Annotated in this window: 13 protein-coding genes and 3 tRNA genes; 6 read left to right on the forward strand and 10 right to left on the reverse strand. The window is 65.4% G+C overall.

The features are described 5' to 3' along the window. Positions 1 to 195: 195 nt before the first annotated feature. A complete protein-coding gene (ubiA, locus tag D619_RS0101245; RefSeq protein WP_017666741.1) occupies positions 196 to 1,122 on the reverse strand; it encodes a 4-hydroxybenzoate octaprenyltransferase in 927 nt (308 codons plus the stop codon). Between ubiA and D619_RS0101250 the strand changes: the two genes are divergently transcribed. Next, the gene (locus D619_RS0101250) at positions 1,121 to 1,858 is read left to right on the forward strand and encodes a 16S rRNA (uracil(1498)-N(3))-methyltransferase (protein WP_017666742.1); all 738 of its coding nucleotides are present in this window, start codon (positions 1,121 to 1,123) and stop codon (positions 1,856 to 1,858) included. The genes ubiA and D619_RS0101250 overlap by 2 nt on opposite strands. A 54-nt stretch (positions 1,859 to 1,912) precedes the next feature. Beyond that, a complete protein-coding gene (locus D619_RS0101255) occupies positions 1,913 to 2,806 on the forward strand; it encodes a hypothetical protein (protein ID WP_017666743.1) in 894 nt (297 codons plus the stop codon). Here D619_RS0101255 and D619_RS0101260 read toward each other — a convergent pair. The 3 genes from D619_RS0101260 to D619_RS17990 all read right to left on the reverse strand — a co-directional run bounded on the left by D619_RS0101260 (position 2,790) and on the right by D619_RS17990 (position 7,093). Then, positions 2,790 to 5,105 carry a penicillin acylase family protein gene (locus tag D619_RS0101260; RefSeq protein WP_020480360.1) on the reverse strand — a complete coding sequence of 772 codons (2,316 nt, stop codon included), beginning with the start codon at positions 5,103 to 5,105 and terminating at the stop codon, positions 2,790 to 2,792. The two genes, D619_RS0101255 and D619_RS0101260, sit on opposite strands and share 17 nt — an antisense overlap. Continuing rightward, entirely contained in the window at positions 5,102 to 6,847 is a 1,746-nt protein-coding gene (locus tag D619_RS0101265) for a D-aminoacylase (protein ID WP_017666745.1), read from the reverse strand. The genes D619_RS0101260 and D619_RS0101265 overlap by 4 nt, the downstream gene beginning before the upstream one ends. A gap of 81 nt (positions 6,848 to 6,928) precedes the next feature. After that, complete coding sequence (locus D619_RS17990) at positions 6,929 to 7,093, reverse strand: hypothetical protein (protein ID WP_017666746.1); 165 nt, start codon at positions 7,091 to 7,093, stop codon at positions 6,929 to 6,931. Between the two features lie 150 nt (positions 7,094 to 7,243). On the opposite strand from D619_RS17990, the gene D619_RS0101275 reads away from it, so the two are divergent. Then, positions 7,244 to 8,617, forward strand: a complete 1,374-nt coding sequence (locus D619_RS0101275) for a glutamate--cysteine ligase (protein ID WP_017666747.1) — start codon at positions 7,244 to 7,246, stop codon at positions 8,615 to 8,617. Here D619_RS0101275 and D619_RS17030 read toward each other — a convergent pair. Continuing rightward, positions 8,611 to 9,120: a TetR/AcrR family transcriptional regulator gene (locus D619_RS17030; RefSeq protein ID WP_081587011.1), complete on the reverse strand. Its 510-nt coding sequence runs from the start codon at positions 9,118 to 9,120 to the stop codon at positions 8,611 to 8,613. The genes D619_RS0101275 and D619_RS17030 overlap by 7 nt on opposite strands. A gap of 104 nt (positions 9,121 to 9,224) precedes the next feature. On the opposite strand from D619_RS17030, the gene D619_RS0101285 reads away from it, so the two are divergent. Together D619_RS0101285 and D619_RS0101290 are read left to right on the forward strand one after the other, a co-directional pair. Next, the gene (locus D619_RS0101285) at positions 9,225 to 9,893 is read left to right on the forward strand and encodes a hypothetical protein (protein ID WP_017666749.1); all 669 of its coding nucleotides are present in this window, start codon (positions 9,225 to 9,227) and stop codon (positions 9,891 to 9,893) included. A 111-nt stretch (positions 9,894 to 10,004) separates the two neighbouring features. Beyond that, positions 10,005 to 12,959 (forward strand): TonB-dependent receptor, encoded by a 2,955-nt coding sequence (locus tag D619_RS0101290; protein WP_193743233.1) that lies wholly within the window; start codon positions 10,005 to 10,007, stop codon positions 12,957 to 12,959. 63 nt (positions 12,960 to 13,022) lie between these two features. On the opposite strand, the gene D619_RS0101295 is transcribed toward D619_RS0101290, so the two are convergent. The 5 genes from D619_RS0101295 to D619_RS0101315 all read right to left on the reverse strand — a co-directional run bounded on the left by D619_RS0101295 (position 13,023) and on the right by D619_RS0101315 (position 15,817). Beyond that, positions 13,023 to 13,397 carry a nuclear transport factor 2 family protein gene (locus D619_RS0101295; protein ID WP_017666751.1) on the reverse strand — a complete coding sequence of 125 codons (375 nt, stop codon included), beginning with the start codon at positions 13,395 to 13,397 and terminating at the stop codon, positions 13,023 to 13,025. Beyond that, positions 13,397 to 14,152 carry a 23S rRNA (guanosine(2251)-2'-O)-methyltransferase RlmB gene (gene rlmB, locus D619_RS0101300; RefSeq protein WP_017666752.1) on the reverse strand — a complete coding sequence of 252 codons (756 nt, stop codon included), beginning with the start codon at positions 14,150 to 14,152 and terminating at the stop codon, positions 13,397 to 13,399. The genes D619_RS0101295 and rlmB overlap by 1 nt, the downstream gene beginning before the upstream one ends. An 86-nt stretch (positions 14,153 to 14,238) precedes the next feature. Next, a tRNA-Tyr gene (locus D619_RS0101305) sits at positions 14,239 to 14,325 on the reverse strand. A gap of 97 nt (positions 14,326 to 14,422) precedes the next feature. Next, the gene (locus D619_RS0101310) at positions 14,423 to 15,502 is read right to left on the reverse strand and encodes a GGDEF domain-containing protein (protein ID WP_081586991.1); all 1,080 of its coding nucleotides are present in this window, start codon (positions 15,500 to 15,502) and stop codon (positions 14,423 to 14,425) included. Positions 15,503 to 15,743: 241 nt separating this feature from the next. Further along, positions 15,744 to 15,817: transfer RNA gene (locus tag D619_RS0101315), tRNA-Gly, on the reverse strand. 134 nt (positions 15,818 to 15,951) lie between these two features. Between D619_RS0101315 and D619_RS0101320 the strand changes: the two genes are divergently transcribed. Then, a tRNA-Trp gene (locus D619_RS0101320) sits at positions 15,952 to 16,027 on the forward strand. Positions 16,028 to 16,097 lie beyond the last annotated feature (70 nt).

A 16,097-nucleotide genomic window follows, 5' to 3' on the forward strand; every position in this document is an offset into this window, starting at 1 on the left:
TGATCTGCCCCTGTCACGGCCCAATCAACAGGGGCCCATCATCGCGGCGATTTGTCGAATCCATGCAATGCGCCGGCCCGGTGCCGTGCGATTACAGCGTTCGTCCGGCGCGGGTGATGGGTGGGCCAGCCCGTCGCCGGGTCCCAAAGAAGCGCGCGGGCCTGTATCCAATCCGGAACAGGTCCGCAGCTGCATTCAGGCCAATCCCACCGACGCACAGGCCGCTGCCCACAGCACCCCGGCCAGCCGGTTGGAGCGGAACAGGATCAGCGCGTTGGCCGGCGCCGTGTCGGCCAGCTTCACCACCTGCCAGCCCAGCTGTGCCGCCAGCGGCAGCAGCGCCAGCACCGCCAGCGCCTGCCCGGCGACCAGCCACAGCGCCGCTGCCCACAGGATCAGCGCCAGCGCATAGAAGCCCGCGACGCCGGCCCGCGCCTTCGGCCCCAGCGCGCGGGCGGAGGATTTGATGCCGGCCAGTGCATCATCCTCGATATCCTGCAACGCGTAGATCGTGTCGTATCCCAGCGTCCAGGCGATGCCGCCGGCCCACAACAGCCACATCGCCGGGGCTTCGACGGGTGCCACCGCCGTCCAGCCCACCAGTGCGCCCCAGTTGAAGGTCAGGCCCAGCCAGGCCTGCGGCCACCAGGTGATGCGTTTCATGAAGGGATAGGCAGCGACCGGAAGCAGGCTGGCCAGCGCCACGACCTGGGCCAGCCCGCGCAACTGCAGCAGCACGACAAGGCCGATCAGCGACAGCGCCACCGCAAAGGCCAGCGCGGCCTTTACCGAGATGCGGCCCGAAGCGACCGGGCGATCACGCGTGCGCTCCACCTGGGCATCAAGATCGCGATCAACGATATCGTTCCACACGCAGCCAGCGCCGCGCATGGCGAGGCTGCCAAGGGCGAACCACGCGATCAGCCACGGCGCGCGTTGCAGGCCGCCGGCCAGCGCCAGCCCGGCGATGCACGGCCACAACAACAGCCAGGTGCCGGCCGGCCGGTCGAGCCGGGCGAGGCGGGCATAGGCCTGCGCACCCGCCGGCAGCAGATCGATCCAGCTCTTGACCGCGTCTGGCGTTGCGTTGGTGGGGGCAGGCGGCGTAACCACGAAGCCCATGAGCGAATTCGACCGCAGCTTGTCAACCACACCGCGCCTGTTTGTACAGGCTGTGCTGTCGGCGGGCGCGGCGATCACGCTGGATGCGCCGCAATCCCATTATCTGGGCAGCGTCATGCGCCGCCAGCCCGGCGACATGGTGCGGCTGTTCAATGGCCACGACGGCGAATGGGCGGCGCGGGTTTCGGCTGTGGCCAAAAAGGCCGTCACCTTGATCGCCGAACGACAAAGCGCGCCGCAGGAACAGGTGCCCGATCTGTGGCTGTGCGCGGCGCCACTGAAGAAGGGCCGCATCGACTGGCTGGTGGAAAAGGCCTGCGAACTGGGCGTGGCGCGGCTGCAACTTGTGACGACCCAGCGCACGGTGGTGGACAAGCCCAATCTGGAACGGCTGAGCGCGCATCTGGTCGAGGCTGCCGAACAATCCGGCCGCACCGCCGTGCCGGAGCTGCCGGCGCCATTGTCGCTGGCGCAGCTGCTGAAGCATTGGCCGGCGGACCGCGCGCTGATCTTTGCCGATGAAACCGGCGGCGACGCCATGGCCGCCGCCTTTGCCCGTTGTCCTGCCCCGGCCGCCATCCTGATCGGCCCGGAAGGCGGCTTCACTTCGCCGGAACGCGACGCCATCCGTGCGCACCCCGGCGCGGTTCCCGTCAGCCTTGGCCCACGCATCCTGCGTGCCGATACGGCCGCGCTGGCAGCTGTTGCCGTCTGGCAGGCGATCAACGGCCATTGAATTGCGCCCGAAAAGCCGGCATTTTCTCCGCCAGGCAAGTCGGGGGGAAAGCCGATGCCCATCATCATGCTTGCGGCCGCCGCCGTCGCCATCGCACCGCCGGCCTGGCTCTATCCGCAGAACATGGCGGCTGAGTCGCCCGCGTCGCATGCGCCCATAAGCGTGCCGGGTAGCCGGGTGACAGTGGACGCCGCGATCCTGCATGACCGCGCCCAGACGGTGAACTGGTTTCCGGCAGATCAGCCTGCGCCACCGGCACGAGTGCTGAAAGCAAAAGCCGGCGAATTTGCCTGCGGTTATTGCCACATGGTCAATGGGGTCGGGCATCCGCAGAATATCAGCATCGCCGGGCTGAACGCCGATTATGTCATCGCCCAGTTCGCCGCTTTTCGCAGCGGCCAGCGCAAGGCGGCGCAGCCGGGCTATATCCCCAACAACAGCATGACACGCGTTGCCGGGCAGGTGAGCGAGGCCGAGGTGGCTGAACTGGCAAACTATTACAGCAAGCTGCGTTATCGCAGCCTGATTCGGGTGCGGGAGGCGGCGATGGTGCCCAGGGTGCGCGCCGCCGGGCTGGTATGGGAGCGCGTGCCCGGCCCGCCCGAACCCATTTCGGGGCGCATCGTCGAGCTGATGGACCGGCCCGAGGACTCCCTTCGCCACAATCCGCGCGGCCGCAGCACCGCCTATGTGCCGCCGGGCAGCATTGCGCGTGGCCGTCGCATCGCCGCCGAACTGGGCTGCATGGCGTGCCACGCGCAGATGCTGGGCGGTTGGGGGCCGGGCCGATCACCCAGCTATATCGTCCGCCAGCTGCTGGCCTTCCGCAATCGTGCCCGCACTGATCCGGGCGCGGAGACGATGCAGCCCATCGCCGACCAGCTCAGCCTGGACGACATGGTGGCAGTGGCGGCGTGGATGGGGGCGGGGACTAAGGCGTCACGCTGATGATGCGTTCGGCTTCCTGCAGCACGCGCGGGCGGCTCCAGACGAAGGGCACGTAATTGCCGGTGGCCCAGCGCGGGAACAGGTCGCGGTAATGCGGGCTGGCGGGGTCGCCGGATTGACCGGGTGTGTTGATCGCCATGCTGTTGTCCCATGCGCCCACGTCGAGCACGACGCGCACTGACGCGCCGGACACGAGCTGGAAGTCGCTGCCACTGCCCATCGCCATCGGCGTGGAGCCGCTGCCGCCGATGGGCAGCGGGCCTGCCCGGCGTTCGGCGCTGCGCCCCGCGATGCCAAGCGCCGGCTTGAAATCGGCCACATGCAGCGCGCCCCAGCGCCAGAGCGCGGGATCGGGGCCGAACATTTTTTTGGCTTCGACATAGGCAGTACCCAGCGAGCCCAGCAGGATCGTTTCGCGCAGCGCTTTCGGATCGGGGCCAAGCAAGGCGCCATTCTCCAGCACAGGCAGCACATTGCCGATACTGGTGCGGCCGAAATTCTCGCGCTTGTCGTCCGGCACGATGGCCTTCACCGCCGCCATCGGCAGGTGGCGCGCCGCCCAGACCTCATACAGCGCCGCTGCCGCTGAATCCGGCCCTTCATGGCCATCCCAGCCGCTGAGCAGTGCCAGTGCGCCGCGTTCATCGTCGTTGCGGCCGGACAGGCCCTTCAGCAACGCCACGGCACGGCGGGCCATGGCGGACGTGGCGTCATTCTGCAGCGCCATCGCATCAGTCAGGCTGAACTTGGGCTTGGCAGCGATCACTTCGGAAATGCGGGTGATGCGGCTGCGGTCGGCCCATTCCAGGCCGAGCAGATGTGGATAGCCGGCCGGCACGTTCATCTCGTTCGCCGTGGCAAACCAGCCTTGGGGCGGATTGTGTGACACCGGCATCAGCTTCGCATCCAGCAGCCCGGTCCAGCGATGAGTCTTACCAGCCGGAACCGGCAACAGCCCGTCGCCAGCGGCCCGCATCGGCACGAAGCCGCTGGGTGCCCAACCGATATCGCCATCGCGCGCGGCAAACAGCAGGTTGAGCGGCGGCGCCCCCCAATGATTGCGGGTGGTCAGGAATTCGTCCCAATTGCGCGCAGTGAAGGCCCAGGTGGCATTGAAATAAGCCGATGCGCCGGGTTTGCTCCAGGTGGCGCGCAGGGCAAAGCTGCGGCCGCTGGCGAGGTCTTCATGGATGATCGGCCCGTCATCGGTGAAGTGCAGCACCACTTCGCGCGGCGCTTCGCCCTTCACGTCGATCGTCTCACGCACTTGCGAAAACTTCGTTCCCTTGGGGTTCACCACCAGATCCTGTTGATCGATGGCAAAGATGGTCAGCGCCCAGGCCACATCCTCATTGTGGCCAAAGCTGACGCCGGGCAGCGCCGGTTCGCCGGAGCCGGCGATCTTCAGCTCCGGCGTGTCGATGTGGGAGAGGTAGCGCAGATTGGGCACGGCGTGGGCGCGGTGCGGATCATTGGCCAGGATCGGCCGACCGGTGGCCGAACGCGCCGCGCCAATCACCCAGTTGTTGCTGCCTTCCTGGGCTTCCGGATCGAGGCTGGCGACAACCATTTTCTGGCCATCGAAACGCACATCGCCGGTGCCCAGCGCATAATCGTCGAGCACGTTGGCCGGGATGCTGCAGGGGTCCAGGCCTTTGGGGATGGTGACATTGTGGGCCGGCGCCAGTTCACGGCGCAGCGGTTCATATTTCAGGTCGCCGCCGCACAGGGCGCGGGCGCGGGCGACTTCGTCGGGGATGTTGCGGGTCAGCGCGTTGGAACGGATGCGCACCACATCGTCGGCGCTCCAGCGTTCGGGGCGGCTGGCGGTGGCGGTGAACTCCATCGGCAGTTTCTGCCGGCCGGCTTCGACATCGGCGATATAAGCGTTGATCCCGGCGGCAAAGGCCTCTGTCCAGCCCTTGGCCGCGGCCGGATAGGCGGCCCACTCGGCGGCCATGTCACCGCGATAGAGCAGCAGCCGGGCGGCGCGATCCTGCGCCACGAACTGCGGGCCGAAACTGGCCGACAGCCGGCCCAGTCCGCGCTTGCGCCACAGATCAATCTGCCACAACCGGTCGCGCGCCACCGCATAGCCCTGCAGGAAGAAACCATCGCGGGCGTTGGCGGCATAGATATGCGGAATGCCGGCACGATCGATGATGATCTCGCCCGGCGCGGTGAGGCCTGGCAGCGAACGTGCCTCGCTGTACACGCCCAGGGGAATATTTGGGGGCGGCGCGTCCTGGGCGGAGGCTGCCGTGGTGAGCAGCAGGGCGGCGGCGACGGGGCGCATCATTCTGCGGCCAGTGCGGCAGTGGCCGGGGCGGCCTGCGGGCCGCGGATCAGGCCGCCGGGCAGGGCGCCGGTCATCTGGCCGTTGCGGAAGGTGACATGCCCATTCTTGATCGTGCACACATAGCCATCGGCGCGTTGCAGCAGGCGCTTGCCGCCGGCCGGCAGATCGAAGGCCAGCCATGGCTTGCCCAGTTGCAGCCGATCCAGATCGATGATGTTGAAATCGGCGAGGTAACCCGGCGCGATGAGGCCGCGATCGTGGAGGCCATAGAGTTTGGCCGTGTCGTGGCACTGGCGGCGGATGGCGTTTTCCAGGGTCACGGTGCCGCGCGCCCGGTCGCGCACCCAATGTTGCAGCAGATAGGTCGGGCTGGCGGCATCGCAGATGGTGCCGCAATGGGCGCCACCGTCGGATAGCGAGATCACCACGTCGTCGCGGTGCAGCAGGCCCTTCACGAAATCCAGGTTGCCATCGGCATAGTTCAGGATCGGGAAATAGATGAAGCCGGTGCCATCACCGCGACACAGCAGGTCATAGGCGTATTCCGCCGGGTCCTTGCCGGCGGCCTTGGCCATCGCCCAGATTGTCTCGTCCTGGGTGGGCTCGTAATTGAAGGCATCGGTCATTTCGAACTGCAGCTGCCAGCCCATGGCGACCGCCATCAAGAGCGGCAGCACATCGGTTTCGGGCCAGATATTCTCCTCCGCCAGCAGCTTCGCCTTGAAGGCCGGATCAGTGAGATGCGCCCACTGCTCTTCCCACGCCAGCGGCTCGATCGCCTGCCAGCTGGGCTTGAACTTGAACGGGTGCACGGTGCCGCGCCAGGCCATCAATATGCCGTTGCCGCGAATGGCGATCTGGGCGACGATGTTGGCGCCCTCGGCATTGGCGCGCGCTGTCTCGCTCATCTGCTCTTCCCACGGCAGTTCCTTGGCGATCGACTGCAGCATGGCGAAGGTGACCGGCAGGCCGGTCTCGCGGCTCATCTCGGCCATCCAGCCAAATTCATCCCACTCGCGGCGCAGATCGCTGGCCATTTCAAACACGCCGTGGCCCACCTTGCCCATGGCGCGGCCAATGGCGATCAACTCGTCCTTCTCGGCGGTCGTGCCAGGCACGAGTTCGCCGTCGATCGACTTGTGCAGGATGGTGCGGCTGGTCGAGAAACCGAGCGCGCCGGCCTTCACGCCTTCCGCGACGATTTCGGCCATCTGGGCGATATCGTCCTCGGTCGGCTTTTCGTTGCGCGCCCCGCGCTCGCCCATCACATAGGCGCGCACGGCGCCATGCGGCACATGGGTGGCGACATCGATGGTGCGCGGCCGCCTTTCCAGCGCGTCGAGATATTCGGGGAACGTCTCCCAATCCCAGGTCATGCCTTCGGCCAGCGCGGTGCCGGGGATATCCTCCACCCCTTCCATCAGGCCGATCAGCCACTGGTGCTTTTCGGGCTTGGCCGGCGCAAAGCCGACGCCGCAATTGCCCATCACCACGGTGGTCACCCCGTGCCATGACGAGGGCGCCATTTCCGAATCCCACGTCGCCTGACCGTCATAATGGGTGTGGATGTCGACAAAGCCGGGCGTGACGATCAGGCCCGCCGCATCAATCTCCTCGTGGCCTTTCGCCGTGATGCTGCCCACCGCCGTGATGCGCCCGCCATCCACGGCGATATCGCCGGTAAAGCGTGGATTGCCGCTGCCATCAACGATGGTGCCGCCGCGAATGACCAGATCATGCATGATTTCGATCTCCCAGGATGGCGGGAGGATGCCACAGGTCGCCAATGGCGCAACCCTGCCGCTTTGCAGCAGGCGTGTGGCTCAGCTTGGCAGGGCCGCCGCGCGTTCGGCCTGCTGCAATCGCTCCGGGTCAGGTGGCAGATGGCCCCATCGGTCATCGGCCGTCACCGGCGCCGGCTGCGCCTGCTCCACGCCGCAGCCAGCCAGGGAAAGAAGCAACAGAATCAGCAGGGGGGCGGCTTTCATGGCCGCCAATGTCGGCAAACATTACGAATTTGCAAGGGGGAGGATGGCGCAGACGGCAACGGGGGGCGCGGTTCGTGCGAAGAATGCCACAAAACCGCAACATGGCCGCTTCATTGCGCCAGCGGGGCAACGGGGCTAAGGGCGCTTCCCATGAGCAACAAGGTGACTTCCGCCGGTGATGACGCGATCATCGAATCGCGTGACCAGCTGATCGGCGTGTTTACCGCCGGCGCCAAGCCGAAGGCCGCCTGGCGCATCGGTACCGAGCATGAGAAGTTCGTGTTCCGCACCGAAGACCACCGCGCTCCCTCCTACGCCGAACCTGGCGGTATCCGCGATCTGTTGATGGCGATGACCCGCTATGGCTGGGAGCCGATCCTGGAAGGCGGTAACGTCATCGCGCTGAAGGGTGCGGACGGCAACATCAGCCTGGAGCCGGCCGGCCAGTTCGAACTGTCGGGCGCGCCGCTGGAAAATCTGCACCAGACCTGCGCCGAATCGAACCGCCACCTGAAACAGTGCCGCGAACTGGGTCAGGAACTGGGCCTGGGCTTCCTCGGCCTCGGCTTCTGGCCCGACAAGACGCGTGCCGAACTGCCGATCATGCCCAAGGGCCGCTATGACATCATGCTGCGGCACATGCCGCGCGTCGGCAGCCTTGGGCTGGACATGATGCTGCGCACCTGCACCATCCAGACCAATCTGGATTATGGCAGCGAAGCCGACATGGCGCAGAAATTCCGGGTGAGCCTGGCGCTGCAGCCGATCGCCACCGCGCTGTTTGCCAATTCGCCGTTCACGGAAAAAGCGCCCAACGGCTTCAAGTCGTTTCGCAGCCATATCTGGACCGACACCGATCCGGCCCGTACCGGCATCCTGCCCTTCGTGTTCGAAGAGGGCTTCGGCTACGAACATTACACCGATTACGCCCTCGATGTGCCGATGTACTTCGTTTATCGCGACGGCAAATATATCGATGCGGCCGGCCTGAGCTTCCGCGATTTCCTTGCCGGCAAGCTTGAGGTGCTGCCCGGCGAGAAGCCGCGGCTGGGCGACTGGAAGGATCATCTTTCCACCGCCTTCCCGGAAGTGCGGATGAAGGGTTATCTGGAAATGCGCGGCGCCGATGGTGGGCGCTGGGATCGCATCTGCGCGCTCCCGGCGCTGTGGGTCGGCCTGCTCTATGATCAGACGGCGCTGGATGCCGCCTGGGATCTGGTGAAACACTGGACGCCGGAAGACCATGCCCGCCTGCGCCGCGAAGTGCCGGCGCTGGCGCTGGGGGCGGCCAGCCCCAATGGCGGCACGCTGAAGGAGCTTTCTGCCGAAGTGCTGAAGATCGCCGATCTGGGCCTCGCCAACCGGGCCCGGCTGAACAGCGCCGGCGATACCGAACAGGGCTTCCTCAATCCACTGCGCGAGATCGTGGCCAGCGGCATGACCAACGCCGATCGTCTGCTGGCGCTGTATAATGGTCCGTGGGGCGGCGACATCAGCCGCATCTACGAGACCGAGGCTTATTGAACCAGCCGCGCCGTGGCGCTGATGCGGGCCGCCATCTGTGGCGGTGTCGCTGAAATGCTGCCGGTCAGCCACGCATCCACTGCGGTCAACTGCGCGGCGGCAATCTGCAGCGCGGCGATCCGGAATTCGGAGCCCAGCCGCGCCTGAATGGCATCGGCCAGGGCGCGTTCCAGCACGGCGCGCAGTGGCGGCGCGAACATGATACGGCCGTGGCGGCGCTGCTCCCAGAAATGTTCAAGCAGCCACAGCAGCGACGGATCATCCCCGGTCGCGGCCACTTCGGCGAGCTTGTCGAGCAGCGGCTGCATCGAAGCGGCGAGCAGCGCATCCTTGCCGGCAAAATGGGCATAGAAAGTGGAGCGGCCAACATTGGCCTTCACACACACCGCCGCCACATCGATACGATCATAGCGCTGGGCAAACATCAGATCACGAAAGGCGGTCAGCAAGGCGGCCCGGGTGCGCAGTTGCCGCCGATCCGGCAGGCGTGACTTAGCAGACATATCAAGCAATCCGTCCATTATCAGACGTATCTGCCCTGATGTTTGGTGAATGGTCAAGCCGCCGCTTTTATGTCGGTCGAGCAACCATTTGCGGAGCTCGCCCCATGACCATCAACACTTCTGATCAACCTCGCGCTGCCGGCGCCTTGCTCATTGCGGCCTCGGCCCTGTCGGTATTCGGCATGCTGCATCACCCCACGGCGCAGGGCGATGGGCTGCAACGCGTGCAGAATCTGGCGGCCATCGGCCCATTTGCGGCCGATGTTCATGCCGCGCTGGTGGCGGTGATGTTGATGCAGATGATCGGTTATGCCGGGCTGGCGACGCGGCTGGGCGGCCAACGCCTGGTGGTGCAGGGGGCGTTCCTGGCGCAGGCCGCTGGCGCGATGGCGCTCACCGGTGCTGCTGCCATCAACGGCTTTGCCCTCGCCGCGCAGGCCAGGCGGCTGCTGGCGGCCGGCTATATCCTGCCGGAACAATATCAACCCACCATCTGGGCGCTGTTTGGCCAGGCCCGTGCGCTGGAACAATTGGGCACCGGTGCCTGGGCCATCGCGCTGTTGCTGTGGGGGCTGGCGGTGTGGCCGCAGCAGCGCTGGCTGGGGCTGCTGACCTTGCCGCTGGCGCTGGTGCCGCTGGCCGGCGGGCTGGGCCTGCTGCCGCTGGGCGTGGTCGGTTTCGGTGCGGTGGTCGCAGCGCAGGGCATCTGGGCTGTGGCCGCAGGGACACAATTGCTGCGCGGACAGCTTGGCGCACCCCACACAGCCCCTTGACGGCAAACGGCAAAGGCTAAACACTCACTTTTGTGTCACGATCTGGACCGCCCCATGGTGGGAGATAAGGCCGGACGATGACCTTGATTGGGGAGACGATCGATGGGGGTGATGCACCTTCGCAACAGCTGTGCGGCTGTTGCCCTGTTTTCTACCGTTGCCATGTTCAGCAGCCCGGTATTCGCACAGGCTGCCCCGCAAGCTGCTGCCGATACTGAATCAGTTGAAGCCGAAATCATCGTCACCGGCAGCTTCATTCGCGGCACCCGCGAAGATGCGGCCATGCCGGTCGATGTGTTCACCGCCGACGATTTGAACAAGCAGGGCGTCTCCTCGCCGCTGGAATTCATCAAGCAGCTGCCCTCCGTGGGCGCCACGCTGGGCGATTCCAACCAATATTCCACGGCATCGCAGGGCTTCCAGGGCAATGGCTCGCTGAACCTGCGCGGCCTGGGCCCGACGCGCACGCTGGTGCTGTTCAACGGTCGCCGCACCGTGCTGGCCCCGGGTGACGGCTTCATCGATACCAACCTGATCCCGATCTTTGCACTGCAAAACATCGAAGTGCTGAAGGATGGCGCGGCCGCCACCTATGGTTCCGATGCCATTGCCGGCGTCGCCAACTTCACCACGCGCCGCAACTTCAATGGTGTCATCATCCAGGGCGATTGGGATGCTATCAAGGGTTCGGACGACAACTGGACCAGCTCGATCCTGATCGGAAAGACGTTTGGCAAGGTTAATCTGATGGCCGGCTTCGGCTGGCAGCACCGGTCGACGTTGCCCAACTATGCCCGTGAATTCAGCCGCACAACCTATGCGGTCAACCCGTCGGGCTGGTCGGCGCTGTCGACGCCGGGCTTGTTTGCGGCCACCTATCTGCAGAATGGCGCGCTCACCACGCAGACCGCCCGCGATGGCGGCAACGCCGGCTGCACGGCCGTTGGCGGCATCAATGATGGCGCCTTGTGCAGGTTCAGTTTCATCCCATGGAACAACATCATCGAAGAGGAAGATCGTTACCAGGGCTATGTGCAGGCCGATATCGACCTGACCGACCGCACAAAGGTGCATCTGGAATTCAGCTATGCCCAGACCGATCTCAACTCGCTGGGCTATTCGCCGTCGTTCCCGCCCACCCAGGGCCCGCGCGGTTCCGGTTCGGCCAGCGCGTTCACCGTCAGCCCGAACAACCCCGGCGTGCCCGCCTTCCTGGCCCAAAGCGGGCTGGCACCTTCAACGGCGGAACGCCCGCTGGCCGCCGTGACTGCGGTATTCTGGCGGCCGCTTGGCTGGCTTGGCAACCCGGCCGATCCGGTGCGCGGTGCCGGCCTCGGAGCGGCCAATAATAAATCCTATCGCTTTTCGGGCGGGATTGAGCATGAATTCACCGAAAATTTCCGCGGTCAGGTCTATGGTACTTGGTGGCGCTCGGAACGTGATGCCTTTGCGCCTGATGTGATCGGCACGCGGCTGCAGAATGCCCTGAATGGCCTTGGCGGCCCGGGCTGCACCGGGACCACGCCCGGCCAGAACGGCTGCCAGTGGTTCAATCCCTTCCTCAATGCCGGCCAACCGATTTCGATCGAAGGTCGGACCAATCCCAACTATGTCCCCGGCGCCGAAAACAGCCCGGAACTCATCCGCTGGCTGCAAGTGCCCAACGGCACCCGCCAGGTGGAAGAACAGACCGTGTTTGATCTGATCTTCTCCGGCGAAACCAATCTCGACTTGGGAGGTGGGCCGATCGCCTACGCCTTTGGCGCGCAATATCGCGGCAATGGCTGGTCCACCCGGCCGCTGCGGCCGGAATCCGATCTCAACATCAATCCCTGCTTCCGTGAAGGTGATCGCAGTTGCGTCGGTACGCCGATCGAAGGCGTTGGCTCGTTCATCTTCCTGGGTGGCAGTCGCTTCGAACGCCAGACCCAGAATGTGAAGGCGATCTTTGCCGAAGTGAAGATTCCGATCACTTCCACGCTGGAAGTCACGGGTGCGGCCCGCTTTGAAGATTATGGCGGCTCGGTTGGTTCCACCTTCAACCCCAAGGGCACGGTGCGCTGGCAGCCGGTTGATTGGCTGGTGTTGCGCGGCTCGGCGGGCACTACTTTCCGTGGTCCGCAGGCCAACCAGGTGGCGGCCAACCAGATCACCAGCCTCGCTGGCATCCAGGCGGCGGCCAACAACTTCAAATCGGTCGATATCTTCGGCAATCCCAATGATCTGGGGCCGGAAACCGCCTTCACCTACAATCTGGGCGCGGTTGTCTCCACCGGCGGGCTGACCGTTTCGGTGGATTACTGGAGCTTTGACTTCAACGACCGCATCACCACCACGCCGGCCCAGGCCATCGCCACCAGCGTGGCCAGCGGCGCCGTGGCTGCCAACGGCACGCGTTTTGCCAATTGCAGCAGCATCTTTGCCAACCTGATCACCTTCCAGGGCGGCTGCGTGCAGGGCACGACGACCGGGTTCGACATCTCCCGCGTCCGCACCGACTGGGTGAACGGCCCCGGCATCAAGACCAGCGGCATCGATGTGTCGATCGATTACAATGTCGATGTGTTGGGCGGCCGGCTGAACGTCGGCGGCCAGGGCAGCTTTGTGCTGGACTACACGTTTGAAGATTTCATCTTCCGCGGTGTGCTGGTGCAGGCGGGTTATCAGGCCAAGGGCTTCACCAACTATTTCCGTGATCCGCAGACGGTGTCGCCGTTCCGCGGCAATGCCTGGATCAACTATAATCACAGCGGCATCAACGCGCGTTACCAGGTGCGTTATGTCGATGGCGTCACCGATGATCGCTGCGTCGGCCTCACCAACTGCACCAGCACCAGCTTTGGCCCGGTCAACTTCGGTCGCGAAGTCAGCAGCTTCACGCAGCACGATTTCCACCTGCAGTATGACCTGCCGACCATCGGCGGCGTGAAGACGCAGCTGCAATTCTCGGTCGAGAATTTCACCGATGCCGATCCGCCCGCTTCGCGGCTGGAGCCGTCCTACGATCCGTTCATCGGCAACGCGCTGGGCCGCGTGTTCCGCTTCGGGGCGCGGGTGCAGTTCTGATCTTCCAGACTTTGACAAAGGCGCGCGGCGTGGCCCAACCGGCCACGCCGCGCTGCTTTGTGGTCACGCGGTCTGGCGGGCGTAGTCTTCGGCGTCGAACCAGCCGCGCGAGGCGGCGATCTCTCCGGCCTCGTTCAGTTCCCAGGCTTCCCATCCGGCCACCGATACAGGCTTTCCGCTGGCCGCGTGGGTGCCGGTGAAGGTCCACAAATAGATGGCGGTCAAGCCAGCCGCGCGCACGCCGTCACAGCGCAGCACCATATCGGGGATATCGGCGAGGAACCCGGCGGCCATCTCGGTCACGCCGGCATGGCCCTGCCACAGCGGCCCGCCGTTGATGCTGATGCCACCATCACTCGCATAATGGTTCGCCACGGCCTCCGGGTGGCCGCTGTTCCAGGCGGCGGTATAGCCAGCTGCGATGGCGGCGATATCCATCACAAGCCGCGCCGCGCGCAGGCATACAGCGCAATGGCGCCGGCGTTGGACACGTTCAGGCTCTCGACGCCGCTGATCGGCAGCCGGGCCAACTGATCGCAATTCTCGATGGTCAGATGGCGCAGGCCTTCGCCTTCGCTGCCCAGCACCAGCGCCGGCTGCGCCTTGCCCAGCGCCGATTCCAGCGTGTCTGGCGCACTCCCGTCCAGCGCGATGCGCCAAAAGCCGGCATCGCCAATCTCGCCCAAGGCGCGTGCCAGGTTCACGGTGCGCACCCATGGCAGCTGTTCCAGTGCGCCGCTTGCCGACCGGGCCAGCACGCCGGTTTCGGCCGGGCTGTGGCGATCCTGGGTAACGATTGCCCGCGCATTGAAGGCCAGCGCCGATCGCATCAGCGCGCCAACATTGTGCGGATCAGTCACCTGATCGAGCACGATGATCGGCCGGTTTTCGCCATCGTCGGCCTGGGCCAGGATGTCGCCCAGCCAGACATTTTCCAGCGGCTCCACTTCCAGCACAAAGCCCTGGTGCGGCGCATCGGGCGGGCACAACCGGCCCAGATCATGATCATCGCCAATCTGTACCTGCAGCCCCTGCGGGATCACGATGGTTTTCGACGTGGCCGGGGTCAGCCACAATTTGCGGAACGACCGTTCTGGATTGTCGAGCGCGGCAAACACCGCATGCCGGCCATAAAGGCGCGGGAAGGGGCTTTTCTGACCCTGCTGGTTCTTGGGGTGGGGACGGCGGCCCATGGCAAACTTCCGATAACTGAAACGCCGCTGCCATAGCGATGAAAGCAGCCATGCGCCACGGTCAATGCAGGGAAAGGCCCGACAGGTGGTGGAGGGGGTTGGATTTGAACCAACGTAGGGTGAAACCCGGCAGATTTACAGTCTGCTGCCATTGACCGCTCGGCCACCCCTCCACAGCCGCTGTGCGGACCTGTCGGGAGGCGGCCTAGTGCGTCAGGCCAGCGCGCCTGTCAACGCCAATTTCAACGCCGCTTTTCCGAATGCGCCGCATCAGCCACGATCCGGTACCACCCGGTCACGGCCCAGCCGCTTGGCGGTATAAAGCGCCCCATCGGCGCGCTCGATCAGCTGGTCCGGCCCTTGCCCGTCACGATGTTCGGCCACGCCAGCCGAAAAGCTGATGCGGCCCATGCTGCTGCCATCAACGGCGCTGCGCAGCACCTGGCCCGCCAGATCGGCGCGAACCCGGTCGATGCGGCCGGCGGCCGCCTGCACGCTGGTGCCCGGCATCACGCCCACGAATTCCTCGCCGCCCAGCCGGCCGACGAGGCCGCCATCCTGTTCCAGCCTGTCGGCCAGATGGCGGGCCACGAAACGCAGCACATCATCGCCCATGGCGTGGCCAAAACGATCGTTGAAGCGCTTGAAATGGTCGATATCGACCACTGCCACCGCCAGCGGTGCGCCCGCTGCCGCGGCATCGGCCTGGGCCTTTTCGACGGCTGCCATCAGCCCGCGCCGGTTGAGCACGCCGGTCAGCGCATCGGTCACCGCGGCGCGTTCGGCCTGGGTCAGCCGGTCGGCCAGCGCCCGGCTTTCGGCGGCGGCCTGTTCCAGTTCTTTCAGCAGGCGGCCATTGGCGGCCTGCACCGTGGAGGTCGCTGAACTCAATTGCTCCAGCAGGCCGGCCAGCGCGGTGGCGTCCATCGGGCCGGCCAGCTGCTCGCCGCCATTGGCGATGGCACGGCCATAATCGGCCAGATCGGTCTGGCCGCTTTCGATGCGCTTGGTCAGGGCCTCGGCCTGGCCATGGGCTTCGGCGATCAACTGGTTGACCTGCGCCTCGCTCATTTGACCCAGCAATGTCTCGCGCAGGCCCATCACCACGCCCAATGTCAGCCCTTCGCCGGCAATGGCCTTGTCGATGGCCAGCGACAATTCGGGGTCTTCATCCCGTACATAGCGCCACAGCACATCATAGACGGAAGGTTCCGGCGGCAGCCCGGTCTGGATCAGCAGGGTGCGGATCTGGTCGTAATTGGCCAGCGGACCCGAGCCGGCGGGAAAGGCGACATCGGGCGGGGCTGGCACCGCCTTTTCTGCCACCATTGGCCCCGGCTGATGCTTCATGTGATTGACCCTCCCGCACTGATTGACCTGATCCGGATACGGCGGCAGCGGCGGCGGGTTTAGGAGGTTTTTGCGTGCGAAGAAGGGCAGTGAAGTCAACAGACAGGCAAAAAGGCAAGGCAAGGGGCCGCGGCAAAGCCGCGGCTGACGTCGAAGCGGTTCTGCTGGCCTGGGGGTCAGCCGCCCGCCCGGCCGATCTTGCGCCTGTCGGCACGCGGCACGCGCGCTCGCGCCGCTGCGATGGAGCGGGTAGCGGGAATCGAACCCGCATAGCCAGCTTGGAAGGCTGGAGCTTTACCACTAAGCTATACCCGCGCTGTCACCGCCAATAGGCCAGCCGTGCCGCCGATTCAATCATTGCTTCACCGTTTGCGCTGCATCGGCCGCAGCGCCGGCACCGACCACTTGCGCCGCCGCGCCCGCCTCTTTATAGCCGCGCCTCTGCGCACAGGAGTGTAGCTCAGTTGGTAGAGCATCGGTCTCCAAAACCGAGGGCCGGGGGTTCGAGCCCCTCCACTCCTGCCAGCAGCCCGGAATTTCTGCCGCAAGCGGTTGAAGTTGCAGGGTCGCAGGCCCAAGTTGTGGGGCGTGGGCA

The organism is Sandarakinorhabdus sp. AAP62 (assembly GCF_000331225.1).
Classification (GTDB): Bacteria; Pseudomonadota; Alphaproteobacteria; order Sphingomonadales; family Sphingomonadaceae; genus Sandarakinorhabdus.